Here is a 21,043-nt window from a genome sequence, read left to right on the forward strand (position 1 = left end):
AGCCGGGCGCTCAGGTCTTCGACAAGCTCAGACTAACATTTCACTTCGGACTTCCCGGACTTTTCTCACTTTCGGACTTCCCGACTTTTCCGTCTAAAAACTTACCTTAGCACCATGAAAAACCTGCAGCTTAGTAATAAATGGGTATTGGTAACCGGCGCATCCAGCGGCCTTGGGCAGGAAATGGCCCGCCAACTGGCAAATGTGCACAAAGCCAACCTGATCATAGCCGCCCGCCGTGCCGATAAGCTGAACGAGTTAAAGGCCGAACTGGAGCAAGCCGCAGGTATCAAAGTAAAAGTAATTGTTGCAGACCTTTCCATCCCCGAAGAGGCCGACCGTGTAATTGCCGAGAGCATTGCAGATAATAACCTATATGCCGCCATCTTAAATGCCGGAGTAACCTACTTTGGCCGCCATACCGAACTGGCTTGGGACAACTTTGAAAGCATCCTTAAAACCAACGTAATTGGTGTAGTACGCATGACCAACAGCCTTGTAAAATATTTTGAACAACCAGGTATGCAAGGCGGCCTGATGCTGGTATCCAGCATGGCAGGGTTCTTCCCGGTGCCCTACCAGGCGGCATATTCTGCAACTAAGGCGTTTATTACCGCTTTTGGTAACGCCTTGCATAACGAACTAACCAACCCTAATTTTTCCATAACTGTATTTGCACCCGGCGGCATCGCTACCGAAATGACCGACAACAGCAAATTTAACGAGCTTAAAGGCTGGCTGATGCCTGTAAGTGTGGCATCAGAAGAAGCTATCCACGCACTGGTTACCCGCAAGTACAATTATGTACCGGGCCTGCTTAATCGCCTTGGTAACGTGTTCATGAACTTTTTGCCAAGCAAATTTATTGGCGGTAAAATGAGCAAGGTATATTTAAAATCGCTTAACAAAGCGCAGCAAGGGTCATAATGTACGAAGTATATCACCGCACACCCCTTGGCGTGGCCCTGTTGGTTGCAGATGATACGCATTTGATGAAGGTTTCCATCCGCGATGAGGGCGTGGAAGAAACGACAACTAACTCCCCCATCCTGCTGGAAACCATCAAACAACTGGACGAGTATTTTGCCGGGGACAGGAAAGACTTTGACCTGCCGCTAAACCAGCCGGGCTCAGATTTTCAGCAAACGGTATGGCAGGAGCTGTTGAACATCCCCTACGGAACAACTATTACTTACCATCAGCAATCGCATAAAATGAAAAATCCGCTGGCTATCCGAGCAATTGCGGCAGCCAACGGAAAAAATAATTTATGGGTGGTAGTTCCATGCCATCGCGTTATTGGTAGCAACGGCAGCCTTACCGGTTATGCAGGTGGCCTTTGGCGAAAGCAATGGCTTTTAGAACACGAGGCCCGGGTAATGGGCACCGGCCAAACTAAGCTGGCTTTTTAACCTCGGGCTTAGCTTTTAAAAGCTTCAGCATTTTGGCGTGCAGCTCGTGCGCCTCAAATGGTTTTGCCAATACATCATTCATCCCTGCAGATAATGCCTCTAACTGTTCGTGCTCAAAGGCCGATGCAGAAAGGGAAATAATAGGCACACTGCGCATCGGCTCCTCAAACTCGGTGCGGATCATGCGGGCAGCCTGGTAACCATTTAAGCCCGGCATGTGGGTATCCATTAGTACCAAATCGTATTCGTTCACTTTAAGCAAGTCAATGGCTTTGTTGCCGCTATCGGCTGTTTCCACGGTAACATTCCAGTCCTTTAACATCTTCGATACCATAAACTGGTTGATCAAGTTATCTTCTGCCACCAAAACGCGTACGTTCACAAACGGGGCCAATTTTTTATTAGGCTTAGGCAATTTCTTTTCGGGCTTTGGTTTAGCTACGCCAAACCAGTTGGTAAAGTTAAACACGCTACCCTGCCCAACTTTGCTACTCACGGCAAGGTCGCCCCCTTTAAGTTCTATCAGTTTTTTTACAATGGTTAGGCCAAGGCCTGTACCACCGTATTTGTTGGCCGTGTCATCTTCGGCTTGCTCAAACGATTCAAATATTTTCGACAGCCTGTCTGTAGGGATGCCTATACCGGTATCCTCCACGCTAAATTTCAACTTAACTTTATCATTTAGCTTTTGAAGTACAGATACGGTAAGCTTTACGCGGCCACGATGGGTAAATTTAATGGCATTACTCAGTAAATTCATCAGGATCTGGTTTAATCGCAACGAATCTATTTGTAAACTTTCGGGCACATCATTATCTATCTCCAGTAAAAACTCGATGTCTTTTTCATCAGCATTAAACTTCAACAGCCCAAATACAGAATTTACTATACTACGCAGGTTATTGGCCGACCGTACAATACTAAATTTACCAGCCTCTATTTTAGAGATATCCAACACATCGTTTATCACACCCAATAACGAGCGCGATGATGTTTCCAGCATATCCAACAGGTTGCCCTGCTGCTCGTTTATAGGCGATTTACGCAACAGGTTACTCAGGCCAATAATGCCGTTAACGGGTGTGCGCAATTCGTGGCTCATATTAGCCAAAAAGGTTTCTTTTACTTTTTTACCGTATTCGGCAAGCTCTTTTGATTTGATGAGCTGCTGTTGATAGCTCTTTTGCGGCGAACTGTCGCTGATATTAATAAAAATAGTTTTACCACGTAAGGACGCACGACATTCCACCCAGATAACGCGTTTGTCGAAAGTTTTAAACTGAAATTCGAATACCGAAAAATTCCGGTTATCTTTAATGATCTCACCAAATTTCTTGCGCAGATCGGCACGGTTGGCTTCAATGGCAAGGTCAACTATATTTGTCCCAAAAACCTCGGTTTGTTTAAAACCTAAAATGGCTTCAACTGCAGGATTAATAGTTTTTATGCGTAGCGTATCGGCATCAACAGAACAAATAATGTCTGCGCTGTTTTTTACCACCATGGCAAAGTTCTGCAGCTCGTCGTTCTTTTGTTTGATCTCTTCCTGCTGGCGGGCGAGGGTTACAAAGGCATCAACTTTTGCTGATGTTATATAAGGGTCGAGTGGTTTAAAAAGGTAATCTACCGCGCCGGCGCTAAAGCCTCTAACAGCATACTTGGCTTCTTTAGATATGGCGGTAACGAAGATCACCATAATATCCTTTGTACGGGGATTTGATTTTAGCATCTCTACCAGTTCAAAGCCATCCATTTCGGGCATCTGAACATCAACAAGTGCTATTGATATATTGTTATCCCAGGCAATTTTGAGGGCATCATTAGGCGAAGTAGTGCTAAATAACCGTATATCGGTACGGGTAAGCAGTGCTTCAAGCGCTATAATATTTTCCTCCCTATCGTCAACAATAAGGATATTAATGGGGGTCATCTAATTATTAATAAGTATCAGGTTAATTCTTATTTCCGAGTAGTTCAAAAATTTCTATTGTGCGTAAAATATATTCTGCGGCGTGTATATTAATTGCAGACTGCGGCATTTCCGCCATTTCTGCATCCTGCGGGTCTTGAGCTATTGTTAAAGCACCGTTTTGGCGTAATTTCAACAGGCCTTCTGCCCCATCTTGGTTAGCGCCCGAAAATAAAACAGCGGTAACACGCTCTTTATAAACCTCAGCAACGCTCTCAAAAGTTACATCGATAGATGGTTTTGAGTACCATACGGCTTCAGACACATCAAGGCTAAAAAAACCTTCATTTTCTACCAGAGAGTGATAATTTGCCGGGGCGATGTAAATCGTATTCCCCTGAATTGGCTCTTTGTCACTAATTTCCCTCAGACACATACGGCTATTTTCTGCGAATAGTTTTTCTATCTCACTAAAAAAATTCTTTTTCCGGTGGATAATGATAATCACCGTTTTATCAAAATTTTCGGGCAGTAGTTTTACCAGTTTGAACAATAGTTTAAACGACCCCGCCGAACCGCCCAAAAGCAGTATTTTGGATTGCGCCCAGCGTTGCTTTATACGATTATCAAGAGCCAATTTTTTGGTATATATTTTCTTTTTGGTTGATCACCTTAAATTTCTTTCGGAAAACATCAGAGCGGATGGTTTCTTTATTGCCTAAACAAAGGTATCCCAACGGGCAAAGACTTTTGTAGAACAAGTCTAATATTTTGTATTGCAGTTCGGTTTCAAAGTAAATGAACACGTTACGGCACGTTATCATCTGGAACTCGTTAAAGCCGGTATCTGATATTAAATTATGTACCGAAAACAATGTATTCTGCTTCAATTCGCTGCGGATAGCGCCGGCATCGTACATAATGGTAAAGTGATTTGTTAATGAACCGGGCAAGCCTGTAAACAGGTAATTTTCTGAATAGCTTTTTATTTTACGCAGGCTGTATATTCCCTTACGCGCCTCATTCAAAACCTCGGTATTAATATCCGTTCCGTAAATATATGATTTTTTACCGAGTTTTTCTTCGTTTAGCAAAATGGCTAACGAATAAACCTCCTCACCGGATGAACAGCCCGCACACCAAACCTTTACATGCTGGTAGGTAGAAAGATAGGGGACAACCTCATTTTTAAGCGCCTTATAAAATGTAGGGTCGCGAAACATTTCGGTAACGTTAACCGTAATTTCTTCCAAAAATTCCTGGAAAAACCCGTGGTCGTTGATCAGAACATGCTTCAGGTCGTAAAAATCAAGCTTTTTAAGCATCATGATACGGCCCAGGCGGCGTTTAAAAGACGCCTCGGTATAATCGCTAAAATCAAACCCGTGGATCTTTTTTACAATATCTATCAATTCGTTTAGCTGTACACTCGTTATCGTGTCTTTAGTCACCAGTCCCTTCATATTAGTTATCAAGCCACATCTGCATCAATGCGATCAGCCTGTCAATATCAACCGGTTTGGTAATATAATCATTAGCACCGGCCGCTATACATTTTTCTCGGTCATCTTTCATCGCTTTTGCGGTTAACGCTATAACAGGGAGTTTTGCCCATTTGTTTTGCTTGCGGATATGCCTTGTAGCTTCGTAACCATCCATTTTTGGCATCATGATGTCCATCAAAACAATGTCGATGTCAGCATCTTCTTCCAGTTTGGCTATGGCTTCTTCCCCATCGTTAGCAATAACCACGTTAAGCTCGTAGCTTTCCAGGGCACTGCTTAGTGCGAAAATATTTCGCATATCGTCATCAACCACCAGTACTTTTTTGCCTTTTATGCTGTCCTTACCGTTAGTGGTGGTGGTTTTTGCCTTGCCCATGCTTAGGTTTGGTGCCGCGGCACCGCTTTCGCTAACCTTGTTCAGGAACAGGTTCACTTCGTCTATCAACCTGTCTGCTGATTTGCTGGTTTTAACCACCATCGCGTTAGCATACTGCATCAGCCTGTTTACCGAGTTCTTATCAAGTTCCATAGCGGTGTTGATAATAACCGGCAATGAAATAAACTTATTAACCTCTTTGATCTTATCTAACAGATCGAGGCCCGAGATATCCGGTAGGTTAAGATCAAGTATCACACATTGGTACTCGTTCTCGTGCAACATCCTAAAGGCCGATTCGCCGTCAAAGGCCTGGTCTACCGTGATGCCCTGCGCTTCCATCATATCTTTCAGCGCCTGGCTTTGGGCCTTATGGTCTTCCACCAGTAAGATCTGTGTAAACTTGGTGCCGCTTTTAGCCATAATATCGCCAAACAGTTTATCCAAAGTTTCGGTATTTACAGGTTTTTTAAGGAAGCTGATGGCACCTTCTTTACGCACACGGTTGGCAGCTGCTTCGCCGGCACTCATCAGGTGTACGGGGATATGGAGCGTCGCCTCGTCTTGTTTCAGTTCTTTCAGAATCTGCCAGCCATCTTTACCCGGCAGCATAATATCTAATATAACGGCATCCGGCAGTTGTTCTTTAATAATCTCGACGGCATTTGTACCCTCGCTCACCATTACCGATTTAAAGCCATGGTCGCGGGCGTAATCTTGTAATATAATGGCGAAGTTTTTATCATCTTCCACAATTACCACAAACGGTTCGTGGCCTGGCTCGGCAGATTTGGTGACTACCGTATCGAAGAAGTTTTTGGTTGGGCTGTAGCTTTCTACTGTTGACACGCTATCCTGCACCTCTACATGTTTGGCCAAAAACGGAAGGATCAGCGTAAACTCGCTACCCTCTCCCGGTGTACTGATAAGGGTGATGTTACCACCTAACAAGCTTGCCAGTTCGCGGCTGATAGAAAGACCTAAACCTGTGCCACCATATTTACGACTGGTTGAGCCATCGGCCTGCTGGAACGCCTCGAAGATGATCTTCTGTTTCTCGGCCGGGATACCAATACCCGAATCCTTAATTTTAAAGGCGATGGTATTTTCGCGCGGGCCAGCAACAGCGTTGATGCTGATTGTACCATGCTCCGGCGTAAACTTAAACGCATTTGATAACAGATTTTTGATCACCTGCTCTGTTCTTAACTTATCAGTATAAATTGTTGGCGGTACACCTGCTAAATTAGTGGTAAAGCCTATCTTTTTATTGCTTGCAAACTCAGCGAATAACGATTGCACATCGCTCAAAATATCGGCTACCTTAACATCCTCGTTCTGCATATCCAGCTTGCCCGATTCAATTTTTGAAAGGTCGAGGATATCGTTGATCAGAGTAAGCAGATCATTACCGGCGTTGAAAATAACGCTGGCGTATTTGATCTGGTCTTCAGAAAGGTTTAACGGTTTGTTATCTTTCAAGATCCTCGCCAATACTAAAATACTGTTCAGCGGTGTACGCAATTCGTGGCTCATGTTCGCCAAAAACTCAGACTTATATCTGCCGGTAGTCTCCAGCTCGCTTGCTTTAATAGTGATAGACTGTCGGGCCTCTTCAATGGCCTCGTTCTTCTCTTCCAGCAAACTGGCTTTCTCTTCCAGTTCTGCGTTGATGGTGCGCAACTCCTCCTGCTGTACGCGAAGTTCTTCTTCTGATGCCTGCAACATTCCTGTTTTGCTCATCAGTTCTTCGTTGGTAACGCGCATTTCTTCCTGCTGTGCTTCCAGTTCTTCGGCCTGTTGCTGAGTTTCTTCGAACAAATCGTGCATAATGGTGCGTGCCTGCGAAGTATTTACAGCGATGCCAATATCATTAGCTACAAGCAAAATGTATTCTTGAACCTGCTCTGGCACCTGGTCATGAAAACCAAGCTCGAGCACGCCTTTTAACTTTTTATCGAAAAAGAACGGAACGATAAAGGTTTCGATCAGGTCATTCTCTAAAATAGACGAGCCTAATTGTAGTTTATCATTCAGCTTACCTTTTACCAATGCCGATTTACCATCCTTAGCGGCCTGCCCTATCCAACCTTCGGAGATACGGATACTTGGTTTTAACGCCGATGGGTCGCTGAATGCATATGAGGCATACAGGTCAAGCTTCTCCTCGTTATCATCAAACAAGTAAAGCGTTCCGGTAAGCGCGTTCGAAAATTTGCTGAGTTCTGTTAATATATTTTCTGACAATTCCTTTTCGCTCTGCTGGCCCTGCATTTTCTCATTAAGGGTACCGCTACCGGTAAGTAACCAATTTTTAGCCTCGTTCTTAACCAGTACCTTCTCTAATTCGAGGTTGGCAATGCGTACTTCTTCTTCTATCTTTTTCTGGTGGTTAAACGTAGCCTGAATGTAAAAGAACATGATTACAATAATCAGGAAAAACACACCAGAACCTATCACAATAATTACAATAGCATCATTTGATGCTTTCGCCGAACTGGCCTTACGTTCGGCAAGTAAATTATTTTCTGTATCAATAACACGGGAATTAATGTCCCTGATACTATCCATATTGCCTTTTCCACCTAAAAACATGTGGTTGGCAACCATGTACTCAAGCCCCATTTTTTCGCGGGTATCTATATTTCTTTTCAGGATGAAGAGTTGGCGGTTAACCAGTTCTTTTAAAGAATCTATCCGTTTAACCTGCAAGGAATTATCACTTACAAGATTTGTTAACTGTATTAAACTTTCTCCTAAACGGGGCACCGCCTCATTATAAGGGTCAAGAAAAACTTTGTTATTGGTTGCGCCATAACCACGCATCCCGGTTTCACCATCAATAAGTAGTTGCAAGATATTACTGCTTGTTTTTATAACCTTTTGGGTATGGTCAACCATTATGGTGTCATCCTCTAAATGGCTAATACTTGTATAAGAAAGTATACCTACAATAAGCACAAGCACAATGGAAACACCGAAACCTGCTAATACCTGGCTGCGAAAAGAAAGCTTAAACATAGCGTGAGAAAAGATTTTTTGTTATACAAATATGTTTAAAAATATTTGTACGTAAAATACTATTAACTAATAAACATACAGGTGGTAACGCGTTTATTGCCCCTCGGAATAAACACGTTTTTTAGAAGCCAAAACACCTAATACTGATAGCACCGGGCCGGCAAATAAAATATACCAACCCCATTTAAAAGCGATTTGCCTGGTAAAGAAACCCTCGACGCCTTTGAAAGGGATAAAGCCAAAACTGGCCTTCACTTTTAACAACGCGGCAATGTATAACAATACCACTAAAATTAATGATGCAAAAGCTGCTATCCGGGTTACTTTGGTTTGGTTTAGTACCGTACACAATATGCCTATTACGCCTACCAGCATAATTACCATACCGTATGGCTGGTTTAGCATATACACGTTCATGTTAAACAGGTGAAACGGGCGTAGCATTGGGCAAAAGGTTGCCGCAATAAGTGTAATAAACCCTAGTAAAGTAATAAGTGACGCGGGGCGCATATTTAGGTTACTGTTTTTTGATCTCCATTTTATCGGCAAAGTGGGCGCAATAATCACGCAGGTCTTCTACAATGTTCTTTTCGCCGGTGGCGCGTAAAAAAGTATCGCCCATGGTTTGCAGGGTTTCGTAGAAATAGCGTTTCATCTCATCTACAGGCATATCTTTTGTCCAAAGGTCTATCTTCAGCGTATTTTGGTAGTTTTTATCCCATAAAGAAAGCATCATGGCCTGCACAGGTAGTGCCTCTTTGTTTTTAGAATCGGTAGATTCCCAAAGGATGTTTTCGGGGATGTTATTATCGTCGAGCTGGATGGTTAGCTTTATTTCAGCAGTCTTCATCTTTAATTAATGGTTTAGTGATTTCCCTCTTAAGGATTTTCATCTGGTTATTTGCACATCTGAAATCCGCACATCTGTAATAATTATTTAACAAGGAAAAATATAATGAGTACCAAAGTTATAAAGCTTAGCTCTATAATCCATAGTTTTTTGGTCTCGAAGAAGAAATTTCGGAAAATTATATCCAGCAATGACACAACTATGCCAAACAGGACAAATATCAACCCAATGGTTCCGCTCCAGTGCTCATAAGTGCTGCCGGTAATTTTCGCGCCGTAAATAAAAATATATCCCGCAAGGATGAAAAGCGCGGCCGTAGCAAAATTTAGCGGACTGATCCTGAATTTTGCCCGGTTAGTATCGTTTCTTTTTTGCAGATCGTTGAACTCCGCCATATGTTTTTGCTGGTTTCTTGTTAGCACTATTGGGTTGTCTTTTTGCTTTTTCGGCATCAAATTTCTTATGCTGGTTCAGCGTTTTTTTCTCGTGGAAAGCCCCTTTAAAGTCAGGGTCATCCTTACGCTTTTGCATATCTATTTCTCGTGCCTGGGCCTGCCTCTCTTCGTACGGCGTTTCTTCAATAAAAACTCCATCGGGAATAGCATGCACCGGGATGGTTTGGCGGATAAGTTTTTGAATTTTATCCAGGTAGTATTCCTCTGATGGTACGGCAAACGTTATGGCCACACCAGAATTATAAGCCCTGCCGGTACGGCCAATACGGTGTACATAATCTTCAATCACCACGGGTACATCAAAGTTTATAACGTGGCTTACATCGCTCACATCAATCCCGCGCGATGCCACATCCGTAGCTACCAGTATCTTAACCTCATCATTCTTGAATGAATTGATAGAGTTTATCCTTGTATTTTGCCCCTTGTTGGCATGCAGCACTTTCACTTCCTTTTCGCCAAACTTGCGCAGCAGAAATTTGAAAACATCCTCGGCAGCTACACGGGTTTTGCAAAATATCATCAGCTTTTTAATATCGCCCTCTTTATCCAACAGGGTTTTAAGCAGGTTTATTTTGGTTTTAACATTGGGTACATGGTACAACTGCTGGTCTACCGTTTCGGCTGTGGTAGCCTGCGGGGTAACCTCTATCACCGTAGGGAATTCCAAAAAGTTATGCGATAGCTCCTGGATCTTCTCGGACATGGTAGCCGAAAAAAGCAGATTTTGTCGTTTTACCGGCACCACCTCTAAAATGCGGTTTATCTGCGGCATAAAGCCCATATCCATCATTTTATCAGCCTCATCCAACACCAAAGTATTAATAGTTTTGGTAACGATGTGCCCCGCAATATAAGTATCCAAGAAACGGCCGGGCGTAGCAACTATAATATCAACCCCTTTTTTAAGGTTCTCAATCTGTGTTTTGGGGCCGATGCCTCCGTAAAGCACCACTACGCGTAAGTCTGTATTAACGGCGAACGCTTTGATGTTCTCTTCTATCTGCATGGCCAGCTCGCGCGTTGGCGATACAATTAATGCACGCGGGCTTTCGCCCTGGGCATACTTTAGCTTCATTAAAATAGGCAGCACATAAGCGGCGGTTTTACCCGTACCGGTTTGCGCAATGCCCATAACATCCTGCCCGTTCATAATAGGCGGGATAGCTTTTTGCTGAATAGGCGTAGCTTCGGTATAACCGGCATCGGCAACAGCGTTCAGTATCTGCCGGTTAAATTTTAGATCTTCAAAAGTTACAGCCATAGCCGCAAAGATAAGGTTTTCTATTTAGTGGAATGTCTGAAGACCAAAAGTCGGGAAGAATTGTCAGTCTGAGCCTGTCGAAGTCTTTTTCTACCAGCAAATGGTTCGAAAGGCTCACCATGACAAAATCCCGTCCACGCAGGATCTTCGGAACGATACCCTGTGTACGCGTACAGGGTAAGACAATGTCTTATGCAAGAGCCACTGCGAGTACATTATCGAACCTTTTCTCCACAAAACCATTAATCAACACATTTGCCTGTATCAACCACACCTTTTGCTGCGTATAAGTTGCCAAAGGTATATCTTGGCCCACTATTTAACTTATTACATGAAAAAACTCTTACTTTCCGCAATTACTTCCATTTTTATTATCGGCGCGGCGCAAGCGCAAATTGGTAAAGGCCACAAATTTATTGGTGGCAGCTTTAACTTTAGCTACGATGAAGACGGCACCTCGCAGAACTATAATTTTGATAGCGGTGTTACCCGGTACTACAACTATAAGATCACCAACTTTAACATCAGCCCCGAGTTTGGCTTTTTTATTAACGATAAATGGGCTATTGGCATCCAACCAGGTTACTCAAGGGTATCAGGTACCGAAACCTCTAACTTTTACTCGGCCACTACACCTGCAAGCAACTACAGTTATACCAATAAATACCATACCGACATATTAGGCCTTGCCGTTAACCTGCGTTATTACTGCATGATTAATGAAAAACTGGGCTTTTACCCGCAAATGGGCGTAAGTACATCACACCTGGCAAACGATTTTAGTAACGGACACTTTGCCGCATACGCCGGCCCAAATGTTGTTTTCTTCCCATCTTCAAAGGTTGGGTTAAACATGGGTTTTGGTAACATCAGCTACCAATACAACTACTTAAGCCACGGCAGTTTCTTAAACGCCAGCCTTAACAACAATTTCAACTTTGGGGTGAATTACTACTTCGGAGGGAAATAATTTAGAGAGGCAAGAAATCAGGATTCTCTTCTTTCCCGTTTTTTGACCTCCTAACTCCTTCCCCTCTTGTTTCCTGACTCTTGACTTCTTGATTCTCTACCAAACGCCTATATTTGCCCTTATGGCAACGATCCTTATTAAAAACGCGACGATAGTAAACGAAGGCAAGCAAACCCAGGCCGACCTGCTCATTAAAGACGGTTTTATTGAAAAGATTGACGGGCAGATAAACTTTGCTGCCAATAAAGAGATCAATGCTGAAGGCCTGCATCTTTTCCCGGGTTGTATTGACGACCAGGTGCATTTCCGCGAGCCGGGCTTAACTCATAAAGGCGATATTGGTTCAGAATCGCGCGCGGCAGTTGCCGGCGGTATCACTTCTTTTATGGAGATGCCAAACACGGTGCCTAATGTATTAACCCAACAATTACTGCAGGATAAATACGATATAGCGGCTAAATCATCGCCGGCCAATTATTCATTCTTTATGGGTGCATCAAACGATAACCTCGACGAGGTTTTGCGTACCGATGCTAAAAAAGTGTGTGGTTTAAAAATTTTTATGGGATCATCAACCGGGAATATGCTGGTAGATAACCCAAATACGCTCGAACAGCTCTTCGCACAATCGCCCATGCTGATAGCCACACATTGCGAGGATGAGGCCACCATAAAAAACAACCTGGAACATTACAAGCAACTGCTTGGCGAGAATATCCCGGTTAGGCTGCACCCCAAAATTCGCAGTGCCGAGGCTTGTTACCTGTCATCGTCCATGGCGGTAGAGCTGGCTAAAAAGCACAATACGCGCCTGCATATCCTGCATATTTCCACAGCTAAAGAAACCAACCTGTTTAGTAACAACATCCCGCTGGCTGAAAAGCGCATAACCGCTGAGGCCTGCATCCACCACCTATGGTTTACCGATGCGGATTATGCCGAAAAAGGCAACCTCATTAAATGGAACCCAGCCGTTAAAACCGAAGCCGACCGCAACGAGATCCTGAAAGCTGTTTTAGACGGCCGCATAGATATCATCGCTTCAGACCACGCCCCACACACCATCGAAGAAAAAGCACAACCCTACCTGCAAGCACCAAGCGGTGGGCCATTAGTACAACATGCACTGCCCGCCATGCTGGAACTTTATCATCACGGTAAAATAACTTTAGAGCAGATCGCGGAGAAAATGGCGCACAACGTAGCAACCATCTTCCAAATAGAGAAACGTGGCTTTATCCGCGAAGGATACTGGGCCGACCTGGCACTGGTAAACCTGAACAACCCGTGGCAGGTAAATAAAGGCAACATTCTGTACAAATGTGGCTGGTCGCCATTTGAGGGGAGCACGTTTAAGGCTAAGGTGGTAAGCACCATTGTATCAGGCAATTTGGTGTATGATAAAGGCAGCCTCGTTAACGAAAAAAGCGGGCAAAGAATGACCTTTACCCGCTAATATTTTACACCCCTCTGTCTTTTTGAGCGATAGCGAAGAATCTATTATTAAACTATGCAATACGCAAATGCATATAGGCGATTAGATGCTTCACATGCAATCAGCATGGCAAAAAGTTAGGTTAATTCACCGCTACATAAACCTTAAACTCGGTATGCTCAAAACCTTTATCATTTAGGTTGTACACATCAAAATCGGCAGTGTAAGTCCTATTAATATCATCCTGCCAGATGTGCTTCCACGTAGCGCCAATACTCTCCGGAAATATACCTTTGGGATCATAAACGCGATATTTCGCAGCGGGGATAGCCTTGCCGGTAAAACCTTTGGGCAGGTATTCAATCGAGGTAGCTTTACAGCCTAAAATGGCTGTATAATAGTCGTTATGGTCGCTTTCGTAATCGGTATAAACACAGTATAGTTCGCTGCCTTCTTTGTCTTCCAGTTTATCGGCAAGGTTGCCTTCGGTAAATTGCTGCCAAAGGGAGCCAATGTCCTGCGCGGATTGCCCGTCCTTATTGATAGTGCGTACGGCTAAGCCCGCAACGTAAAACATGGGCATGTTTGCTGTTTCGTAATTCATAGATAAGTGGTTATAATTTATCTCTCGATCAGCTTCTTCAAACCATTAAACATCATTTGCCAGTTATTCTCAGAGTGCTCTTTAGATGCCTCATCCTTGATATTATCCTGAATAATGGTTAGGACGGTAATATCGCCGTTCTCGTTCAATTCGTAGCTAACATCGGCATAATTTTCGGGTTTATCTTCGGTACCGGCCATGATGCTCCAATAGCTGTACCTAACATATTTGCCAGGGACTATCTCTTTAATAAAGCCCTTATCCTCGTAGCTTTTGCCATCCCATTCGCCGCTAAACGTTATGGGGCTACCCTCCTTCCAGTCGGATTTTAATATGGTACCAAAAAAGTATTGCTTCACCACTTCCGGGTCGGTTAGGCCTTTCCAAACCTCAGCGGAGGATGCTTTAAATATTACTCTTGTTGTTAAGGTTAATTTGCTCATGATATATAAATTTAGATGTGGTGATGTATTAATGACAATTACGTCGCCACAAAGAAATGAGTGAGATTGACAACAGTATGGCAGCAGGGTGTATTGATTTTAAAAAATATCATGGCGAGCTTGTCGAACCATTAGCGAATATTGCAGGGCGAATAAGTCTTCGACAAGCTCAAACTGACAATTCAGAAGCATTCCGCTTCATAATCCCCTCAGCAACTTCCACAACTTTATCTCTTACCATCTGCGGACTTACGATCTCGGCATGGTCGCCAAACATCATAAACCAACGTACAAACCCTTCTACAGACATGGTCAGGAAGGTCATTTCGATATTGTTGATTGTACGCTTTTCAGATACAAAACCGTGGTAAAAACGCTGTTCGTTTATAAAATTGGTGATGCTGCTGTTTACCTTGATCACAATAGTTTCGAGATGATGTTCGGATGCAGTTTGCGCAATGTAAGATTTAAGCGTTGGATGGTTACCTTTAAAGGTAAGTTCGGTTTCCTGGATCTCGTGGATACGGTCGAGCCGGAAATCGCGGTAATCGTTGCGCATACGGCAGTAGGCAATCAGATGCCAATAGCTGTCCAGGTAAAAGATCCCGATGGGCTCGATGTGGCGGTTGGTTTTAGTTTGCGTGTAGCCCGCCGTATAATCGATACAAAGCACCTTTTTGGCTGCAATACCATTCAATATAGTTTGGATATGGTTGTTATTGTTTACGCGGCGCTGGGTTTGACTTTTAAGCACCTCGATGCTGCCATCCATGCTTTCCAGCAGGTCTTTTTCTGTGGTCTTTAATATCGCCCTTATCTTATCCATTGCCGAGCGGTGTTGGGCGGTGGTAGAGGCATCGGTCATCTTCTCTACAAACTTTTCGGCGGTTAAAAAAGCTGTTGCTTCTTCTTTGGTGAACATAATGGGCGGCAGGCGATAACCATCTACCAATGAGTAGCCTACCCCGGCTTCGCCTATGATAGGTACACCCGCTTCTTCTAATGACCGCACATCGCGGTAAACCGTACGCAGGCTAATATCAAACCGCGCGGCAATATCGCTGGCCTTAACAATACGGCGGGTTTGCAGTTGTATTAATATGGCTGAGATACGGTCGATTCGGTTCATTACCACAAAATAAGCAAAAACAAAGTACCTTAGCATAAATGTTATATAAAAATGGCGGCAGAACCCGAAGATAAGATCATCACCCTCGAACAATATTATGACCCTATGCTGGCACACATTATGCGCACCAAACTGGAGGATAACGGCATCCCGTGTTTTATTGCCGATGATAACATCATATCGGCCAACCCGGTGTTTAATAACGCGGTTGGTGGCATCAAACTAAAAATATTTGAACGCGACCTGGAACGCAGCCGCGAAGTTTTAGCCCAGGATGGCGACCTGCATGAGCAGGACCATTTTGAGATAGATGAAGAAACACACTCGCCCGTTATATGCCCCTATTGCGGATCGAGCAACGTGCGTTTTGGCCCTGCTACCGAGCGTAAGGCGCATTGGCTGGTTGCTTTAGTATCGGCTTTGCTGGCGGTACTGCCATTTTACGCTCGCAAGGCCTGGCATTGCTTTAATTGCCAAAGGGATTTTGAATAGAACCTCGCCCAAGTCCTCTCCAAATGAGGGGAAGTTAAAACTATCAAGTCCTCTCCTTTGGAGAAAATTATTTCATGAGGGCTTCGCCGTTTAGGTGAGGCTTTGTATCAAAGCTGATATATTTATGCTTATTATTACCCTATCATTATAATTATCCTCATGTACGATCGTCGCAAATTTATTAAGCTAACCGCCGTAACGGCATCTTTAGCCACCCTATCAAAATATGCAACCGCGAAAACGATTACCAGCGCACCCGGCGACAGGCTGCCCATAGTAATATCTACCTGGGATTTTGGTATTGCAGCCAATAAAGAAGCTTGGAAAACGCTTGAAAAAGGCGGCCGTGCCCTTGATGCTGTTGAGGCTGGTGTGAAGATACCCGAAGCGGATATGAAGAACCATACTGTTGGCCGCGCCGGGTATCCTGATCGTGATGGCCGCGTTACGCTTGATGCCTGTATTATGGACGAGTTTGGCAATTGCGGCTCGGTTGCCGCTATGGAAAATATTGCCCACCCAATTGCCGTTGCCCGTTTGGTGATGGAAAAAACTCCGCACGTAATGCTGGTTGGTGATGGCGCCACCCAATTTGCCGTTGAGCAGGGCATCAAAAAAGAAAAACTCCTTACTCCCGAATCTGAAAAGGCCTGGAAAAAATGGCTGGTAACAGCCAAGTACTCCCCTAAGATGAATATAGAGAATGAGCAGCACCGCCCGGGCAGCAAATACAACCACGATACCATAGGTATGCTGGCCATTGATGCTAAAGGCAATATCAGCGGTGCCTGTACTACCAGCGGCATGGCATTTAAACTGCATGGCCGCGTGGGCGATAGTCCAATTATTGGCGCAGGTTTATTTGTGGATAATGAAATTGGCGGCGCTACCTCTACCGGTGTGGGCGAAGAGGTGATCCGTAACGTGGGCAGCTTTTTAGTGGTCGAACTGATGCGCCAGGGCTACTCGCCCGAAGATGCTTGTAAAGAGGCTGTGCATCGCATCATTAAAAAGAAACCGGAAACCGCAAAAGAGATCCAGGTGGGCTTTTTGGCCATCAACAAAAAAGGCGAATACGGCGCTTACGCGATACAGGAAGGTTTTAGCTTTGCCGTATGCGATAAAAACAAACAAGACCTGCTGATCCCCGGCAAGAGTTTTTATAAAGACGATAAAAATAAATAAAAGTAAAATTGCCTAAAACATATTTTGTAAATACGGGGTTTCGTACACATAAACTTACAATGCTATATGAGCCATAAGCCCTCACCTGTAACACTCGAAGTTTGTGCCAATTCGGTAACCTCGGCTATTGCCGCGCAGGAAGGCGGCGCCATAAGGGTTGAACTTTGTGAGAACCTTGCCGAAGGTGGTACCACCCCGTCATACGGCCAAATGTTATTGGCCCGCAAGCATCTTCACATTAAACTTTACGTATTGATCCGCCCGCGTTGCGGAGATTTCCTGTACAGTGATCTGGAATTTGAAGTGATGCAGGCTGATATTCGCAACTGCATCGAGGCTGGTTGTGATGGTGTAGTGATCGGCATACTCAAAGCCGATGGCAGTATAGATGTAGAACGCTGTACCGAATTGGTGCGCCTTGCCCGCCAATGGGGCCTTGGGGTAACCTTTCACCGAGCGTTTGATATGTGTGCCGACCTTTTTCAGGCGCTTGAGCAGATCATCGAAATGGGTTGCGAACGCATCCTGACATCGGGTGGCAAAAGTACTGCTATGGAAGGTTCAAATGTTATTTTACACCTAATAGAAAAGGCTGCGGGCCGTATTAATATTATGCCCGGCAGCGGCATTACCAAAAACAACGTTGCCGACCTGGTGCACTTCACCGGCGCAACGGAGGTACATTCATCTGCCCGTATCAATTACCATGGCGGCATGCAATATAAAAATGACCACATCCTGCTAAACGGCGGCATCACCGATGAATACAGCCTTGATGTAACGAGTGCTGATAAAGTGAAAGCGATATTGGTGGCGGCGAACAATTAATTAGTGAATGACTGAATTAGTAATTTTGGTTGGCTAATTACTTATTTGTAATCCTTCGCTATCGCTCAGGATTTAACGTACATCATACATGTCGGCGAATAGATGCTTCAAATCGTTCAGCATGACTAGGAAGAAAAATCGTATTAATCGTTAAAATCGATTTAATCAAACAAATTAAAATATACTCACCGGCAATACCAGCTCTACCCTATTCCTGCCGCTGCCGCCAAAAAAATCATTATCCAACAATCGACTGTAGCGAATTCCAAATGATATCGCACCCTGGTTAAACCATTTGGTATCGAAGAACACCGCGCCACCTACCGACCGGAAATCCTGCCTGAAAGTTGCGCCGTTAGTGTAGAAGTTTAAAGCTTTAGCGTGAGTTTGTTCGTAAAAGACGTTCCCGCGCATACGCATTATGTAGAGCAGGTTGGCAAAGCCACCGTCGGGATAAGCGATAGGGAAATGATAGCTTGCGGCAAACTTGCTCATATCATCAAGGTTTTCGGCGCTGTAGCCATACGAGAATGGAAAATCGTTAGAGAAACCGATGCCATTGTTTTGTGCGCGGTGCTGGTAGGCCCCGCTCAAAATAAGGCTGTGATTGGTTAATAAACCAGGGAAATACAACGAGCCTGTAGCCAGGATTTGGTTAGCTTCGCGGCCCGACAAAGACTTTTTGTAGCCGATATACAAGTTTTGCGCAAAGTGCGGGTTGATGTTTTGCCTTGCTTTTTGTGTTTGGTTGCTAAAGCGCAGCGTATTGTTCAGGTATGTATAATAACTATCTCTAAACATACTGTGGAACGCCTCTTGGAATGTATTACGGCTGTAATAATAACTGCTGCTTACCAATAAAGAAGTGATGTTTTTACCCGCCGAAAAATTAAGCGGCACCTGTAAACCGCCATGGATATCGGTTTCGTTATAGTAAATATTGTTGCCTTTGTATAAGCCGCGCCGGTCAAAACTGTAATCGGCACCGGCAAGCAGGTATGGGAAGAATGCGCCGTAGGCGGCATCGTAGCCAATGCGTTTGTAACCCTCATCGCGGTTATAGGTGAAAGTTAGCTGCGAATCGAAGGTATTCAACACATTGTTGCCTACCAGTTGTATAGCGTAGTTTGGGTCCGCAAGGCTTGGGAAAATGCTGTGGAAGTTGAACAGCCCGTGCAGTTTGCTGTAATTGCTCACCGGCAGCGAATCTGGTTTTACCGATGCTACAAAGTTAGCGGCGCTATCCTTTTTAAGCGCGCTGATATTCATATCCGGCAAAGCCGAAAACGCTTTGGCGTTGATTACCGGTGAAAGCTGAGCGTATGCAAGATTAACCTGCTGTAACCGGTAACCGGCAGCAGTAAAACCCGTCCAGGCTATTTTATTTTGACTGATAGCGGATTGATAATAACCTATAGCCCCCCCAAAGGCCGGAGCCTTCACTTCAGATAATTGATTTGTGCCGATGTTGAGCGCGAACAGTTTATCGTTTAATTCCAATGTTTTGGTAAAGTAAACCATGCCGCCTTGTATTTGAGGGAAGGCTATCGGCTCAAAGCTGAATGGAAGAAGATACTTTGTAACGCCCGACTTTATATCGATTAGCGACAGCGACATCTCCCCCTTAAAGTTGCGTACTGCCGAGATCAGTTTGCCATCACCATAAAACTTGGGATAGGTGTAGAATAGACCGGCGGTATTTGGCAATACGGTTAATAGCTTACCAACGGCATCCAGCAAATGCAGTTCGCTTCTACCTGTTGATGCCACCTGCACTGCTACAATGGTTTTGCCATCGACACTAAAAGCGGGCGAAAAATATTTTGTTTTGCGAGTGATACGGTGCTCTTTACCTGTTCGCACATCAAGCACCATTAGTTCGTTGTAGTTGCGATATCCCCAACGCAGATCGGGGCGATAAGCGGCGTAAATCACTTTACCATCGTGGTAACTAAAAAAATTATCTGTATTGACGCTTTGGGTAGCGATGACTTTTTCTTTAATACCCGTGCGGATAACAAACTTAGGGATGTGATTGTAGGTGGTTCTGAGGTAGATGATGGTAGTATCATTCACATATGCCGGAAACTCTTCATCCGCTATAAAATGCTGTCGTTTGACTTTGGGGCTGTTATCTTTGGCATCATCCTTATATACCTGCTTAAAGTGATTGAAAGCAGCATCCCTAAAAGTGATATAATCTACACCCGCATGCCTTTTAATAGCACCTTGTAACGGATAAAAGCCTGTGTTGAATGCGGCGGCATCATGTGTTACGCCCTTCCAAAAATCATTGCCGTATTTCTCGCGACCATAAGCCACCATCATGTAACCTAATGGGTAATGGTTTGGCGTATAGTCGAGGTATGAGCCATTGCGCAGTTTCATAAAGCTGTAATCCTTACCGGCAGCCCACAACCCACGGAAACCATTAAAAAAGTATGGCAACCTTCCCCTGCCCTGCCGGCTTACCAATGTTTCGTTATATACGGCGTCGCCTTCAAAAAACCAGTCGGGCACACTGAGGGCATTGGCTAAAGCTTGTCCGCCTTCACCAAAAACAAAGCTTAATCCGCGCGACAGGCCTACGTTGAAATTATTGTATTGCTGCACATGCCTAAACTCGTGGATGGCCAGTTGTTGGGGCCACGGCAGGCTGCCTACATCAAAGCTATTCTGACTTGGAGTAAGGTAAAATTCGCTGCGAAACGGCGCCAGGCCAACGTAAGCATTTGATATGATGGTTTGGTTTTGTAAAACAATGCTTACCCGCCTTTGCTTAAAGCCAATGGTAGGCTGGATGCTGCGGTTCATCTGCGCGATGGTTTGGGCCACACGCTGCGCTACCGAATCCATCCCCTGCGAATAGATAACCCTTGCTACCGGCGACTTCACCTGTTTCCACTTAATAGATGGCGGGTTGCCCCCAAATTGCTGCGCCTTTACAAGCGTTGCGGTTAAAAGTAATACAGGCAATAACAGTCGTTTCATCGAAGGTGAAAGTAGTTAAAATGTCTGAACTCGAATTAAATGAATTTGGTGAATTAACAGAATTTGAAGCCTTTAAGTTCCGGAAATTCGTTAATTTTTATAATTCGAGTTCAGACGGTCATAAATCCGAAATCCAAATGACACTCCGTCCCTTAAAACTAACTACATTTGCGC

The 21,043-nt window shown here is 44.3% G+C and carries 19 protein-coding genes; 7 read left to right on the forward strand and 12 right to left on the reverse strand.

Translation table 11 applies throughout. The features are described from left to right. The first annotated feature begins 114 nt into the window (after positions 1-114). Complete coding sequence (locus NAF17_RS07260) at positions 115-927, forward strand: SDR family NAD(P)-dependent oxidoreductase (protein ID WP_252757316.1); 813 nt, start codon at positions 115-117, stop codon at positions 925-927. Next, the gene (locus NAF17_RS07265) at positions 927-1,412 is read left to right on the forward strand and encodes a methylated-DNA--[protein]-cysteine S-methyltransferase (protein WP_252757317.1); all 486 of its coding nucleotides are present in this window, start codon (positions 927-929) and stop codon (positions 1,410-1,412) included. The genes NAF17_RS07260 and NAF17_RS07265 overlap by 1 nt, the downstream gene beginning before the upstream one ends. On the opposite strand, the gene NAF17_RS07270 is transcribed toward NAF17_RS07265, so the two are convergent. The 8 genes from NAF17_RS07270 to NAF17_RS07305 all read right to left on the reverse strand — a co-directional run bounded on the left by NAF17_RS07270 (position 1,396) and on the right by NAF17_RS07305 (position 10,792). Beyond that, a complete protein-coding gene (locus NAF17_RS07270) occupies positions 1,396-3,342 on the reverse strand; it encodes a hybrid sensor histidine kinase/response regulator (RefSeq protein WP_252757318.1) in 1,947 nt (648 codons plus the stop codon). The two genes, NAF17_RS07265 and NAF17_RS07270, sit on opposite strands and share 17 nt — an antisense overlap. A 22-nt stretch (positions 3,343-3,364) precedes the next feature. Beyond that, on the reverse strand, positions 3,365-3,958 hold the full coding sequence (locus NAF17_RS07275) for a chemotaxis protein CheB (RefSeq protein ID WP_252757319.1): 594 nt from the start codon (positions 3,956-3,958) through the stop codon (positions 3,365-3,367). After that, entirely contained in the window at positions 3,948-4,784 is an 837-nt protein-coding gene (locus NAF17_RS07280; RefSeq protein WP_252757320.1) for a CheR family methyltransferase, read from the reverse strand. The genes NAF17_RS07275 and NAF17_RS07280 overlap by 11 nt, the downstream gene beginning before the upstream one ends. 1 nt (position 4,785) lies before the next feature. Continuing rightward, on the reverse strand, positions 4,786-8,223 hold the full coding sequence (locus NAF17_RS07285) for a response regulator (RefSeq protein ID WP_252757321.1): 3,438 nt from the start codon (positions 8,221-8,223) through the stop codon (positions 4,786-4,788). A 93-nt stretch (positions 8,224-8,316) separates the two neighbouring features. Beyond that, positions 8,317-8,667, reverse strand: coding sequence for a hypothetical protein (locus NAF17_RS07290; RefSeq protein ID WP_252757322.1), 351 nt, complete (start codon positions 8,665-8,667; stop codon positions 8,317-8,319). A gap of 73 nt (positions 8,668-8,740) precedes the next feature. Further along, entirely contained in the window at positions 8,741-9,073 is a 333-nt protein-coding gene (gldC, locus tag NAF17_RS07295; protein WP_252757323.1) for a gliding motility protein GldC, read from the reverse strand. An 83-nt stretch (positions 9,074-9,156) separates the two neighbouring features. Continuing rightward, a complete protein-coding gene (locus NAF17_RS07300; RefSeq protein WP_252757324.1) occupies positions 9,157-9,468 on the reverse strand; it encodes a hypothetical protein in 312 nt (103 codons plus the stop codon). Then, the gene (locus tag NAF17_RS07305; protein WP_252757325.1) at positions 9,428-10,792 is read right to left on the reverse strand and encodes a DEAD/DEAH box helicase; all 1,365 of its coding nucleotides are present in this window, start codon (positions 10,790-10,792) and stop codon (positions 9,428-9,430) included. The genes NAF17_RS07300 and NAF17_RS07305 overlap by 41 nt, the downstream gene beginning before the upstream one ends. Before the next feature lie 331 nt (positions 10,793-11,123). Here NAF17_RS07305 and NAF17_RS07310 point away from each other — a divergent pair, with 331 nt between their 5' ends. Both NAF17_RS07310 and NAF17_RS07315 read left to right on the forward strand, forming a co-directional pair. Continuing rightward, positions 11,124-11,762, forward strand: a complete 639-nt coding sequence (locus NAF17_RS07310; RefSeq protein WP_252757326.1) for a hypothetical protein — start codon at positions 11,124-11,126, stop codon at positions 11,760-11,762. Between the two features lie 121 nt (positions 11,763-11,883). Continuing rightward, positions 11,884-13,218 carry a dihydroorotase gene (locus tag NAF17_RS07315; protein WP_252757327.1) on the forward strand — a complete coding sequence of 445 codons (1,335 nt, stop codon included), beginning with the start codon at positions 11,884-11,886 and terminating at the stop codon, positions 13,216-13,218. A 121-nt stretch (positions 13,219-13,339) separates the two neighbouring features. Here NAF17_RS07315 and NAF17_RS07320 read toward each other — a convergent pair whose 3' ends face one another. From NAF17_RS07320 to NAF17_RS07330, 3 genes are all read right to left on the reverse strand, one after another. Further along, positions 13,340-13,801 (reverse strand): GyrI-like domain-containing protein, encoded by a 462-nt coding sequence (locus NAF17_RS07320; protein WP_252757328.1) that lies wholly within the window; start codon positions 13,799-13,801, stop codon positions 13,340-13,342. Positions 13,802-13,818: 17 nt separating this feature from the next. Further along, a complete protein-coding gene (locus NAF17_RS07325) occupies positions 13,819-14,244 on the reverse strand; it encodes an SRPBCC family protein (RefSeq protein ID WP_252757329.1) in 426 nt (141 codons plus the stop codon). A gap of 169 nt (positions 14,245-14,413) precedes the next feature. Then, positions 14,414-15,373, reverse strand: a complete 960-nt coding sequence (locus tag NAF17_RS07330) for a helix-turn-helix transcriptional regulator (RefSeq protein WP_252757330.1) — start codon at positions 15,371-15,373, stop codon at positions 14,414-14,416. A gap of 51 nt (positions 15,374-15,424) precedes the next feature. On the opposite strand from NAF17_RS07330, the gene NAF17_RS07335 reads away from it, so the two are divergent. From NAF17_RS07335 to NAF17_RS07345, 3 genes are all read left to right on the forward strand, one after another. Next, a complete protein-coding gene (locus NAF17_RS07335) occupies positions 15,425-15,865 on the forward strand; it encodes a putative signal transducing protein (protein ID WP_252757331.1) in 441 nt (146 codons plus the stop codon). Positions 15,866-16,024: 159 nt separating this feature from the next. Further along, on the forward strand, positions 16,025-17,050 hold the full coding sequence (locus NAF17_RS07340; protein ID WP_252757332.1) for a glycosylasparaginase: 1,026 nt from the start codon (positions 16,025-16,027) through the stop codon (positions 17,048-17,050). A gap of 66 nt (positions 17,051-17,116) precedes the next feature. After that, a complete protein-coding gene (locus NAF17_RS07345) occupies positions 17,117-17,878 on the forward strand; it encodes a copper homeostasis protein CutC (protein ID WP_252757333.1) in 762 nt (253 codons plus the stop codon). A gap of 174 nt (positions 17,879-18,052) precedes the next feature. Here the strand turns inward: NAF17_RS07345 and NAF17_RS07350 are convergent, their stop codons facing one another. After that, entirely contained in the window at positions 18,053-20,869 is a 2,817-nt protein-coding gene (locus NAF17_RS07350) for a TolB family protein (RefSeq protein ID WP_252757334.1), read from the reverse strand. Positions 20,870-21,043: the final 174 nt, after the last annotated feature.

The sequence above is a fragment of the Mucilaginibacter aurantiaciroseus genome, from assembly GCF_024055595.1.
Classification (GTDB): Bacteria; Bacteroidota; Bacteroidia; order Sphingobacteriales; family Sphingobacteriaceae; genus Mucilaginibacter; species Mucilaginibacter aurantiaciroseus.

Bases quoted from the DNA above. Each gene is read 5' to 3' on its own strand.
- NAF17_RS07260 (WP_252757316.1), top strand. From the start codon at position 115: ATGAAAAACCTGCAGCTTAGTAATAAATGGGTATTGGTAACCGGCGCA.
- NAF17_RS07265 (WP_252757317.1), top strand. From the start codon at position 927: ATGTACGAAGTATATCACCGCACACCCCTTGGCGTGGCCCTGTTGGTT.
- NAF17_RS07270 (WP_252757318.1), bottom strand. From the start codon at position 3,342: ATGACCCCCATTAATATCCTTATTGTTGACGATAGGGAGGAAAATATT.
- NAF17_RS07280 (WP_252757320.1), bottom strand. From the start codon at position 4,784: ATGAAGGGACTGGTGACTAAAGACACGATAACGAGTGTACAGCTAAAC.
- NAF17_RS07285 (WP_252757321.1), bottom strand. From the start codon at position 8,223: ATGTTTAAGCTTTCTTTTCGCAGCCAGGTATTAGCAGGTTTCGGTGTT.
- NAF17_RS07290 (WP_252757322.1), bottom strand. From the start codon at position 8,667: ATGCTACGCCCGTTTCACCTGTTTAACATGAACGTGTATATGCTAAAC.
- gldC (WP_252757323.1), bottom strand. From the start codon at position 9,073: ATGAAGACTGCTGAAATAAAGCTAACCATCCAGCTCGACGATAATAAC.
- NAF17_RS07300 (WP_252757324.1), bottom strand. From the start codon at position 9,468: ATGGCGGAGTTCAACGATCTGCAAAAAAGAAACGATACTAACCGGGCA.
- NAF17_RS07305 (WP_252757325.1), bottom strand. From the start codon at position 10,792: ATGGCTGTAACTTTTGAAGATCTAAAATTTAACCGGCAGATACTGAAC.
- NAF17_RS07310 (WP_252757326.1), top strand. From the start codon at position 11,124: ATGAAAAAACTCTTACTTTCCGCAATTACTTCCATTTTTATTATCGGC.
- NAF17_RS07315 (WP_252757327.1), top strand. From the start codon at position 11,884: ATGGCAACGATCCTTATTAAAAACGCGACGATAGTAAACGAAGGCAAG.
- NAF17_RS07320 (WP_252757328.1), bottom strand. From the start codon at position 13,801: ATGAATTACGAAACAGCAAACATGCCCATGTTTTACGTTGCGGGCTTA.
- NAF17_RS07325 (WP_252757329.1), bottom strand. From the start codon at position 14,244: ATGAGCAAATTAACCTTAACAACAAGAGTAATATTTAAAGCATCCTCC.
- NAF17_RS07330 (WP_252757330.1), bottom strand. From the start codon at position 15,373: ATGAACCGAATCGACCGTATCTCAGCCATATTAATACAACTGCAAACC.
- NAF17_RS07335 (WP_252757331.1), top strand. From the start codon at position 15,425: ATGGCGGCAGAACCCGAAGATAAGATCATCACCCTCGAACAATATTAT.
- NAF17_RS07340 (WP_252757332.1), top strand. From the start codon at position 16,025: ATGTACGATCGTCGCAAATTTATTAAGCTAACCGCCGTAACGGCATCT.
- NAF17_RS07345 (WP_252757333.1), top strand. From the start codon at position 17,117: ATGAGCCATAAGCCCTCACCTGTAACACTCGAAGTTTGTGCCAATTCG.
- NAF17_RS07350 (WP_252757334.1), bottom strand. From the start codon at position 20,869: ATGAAACGACTGTTATTGCCTGTATTACTTTTAACCGCAACGCTTGTA.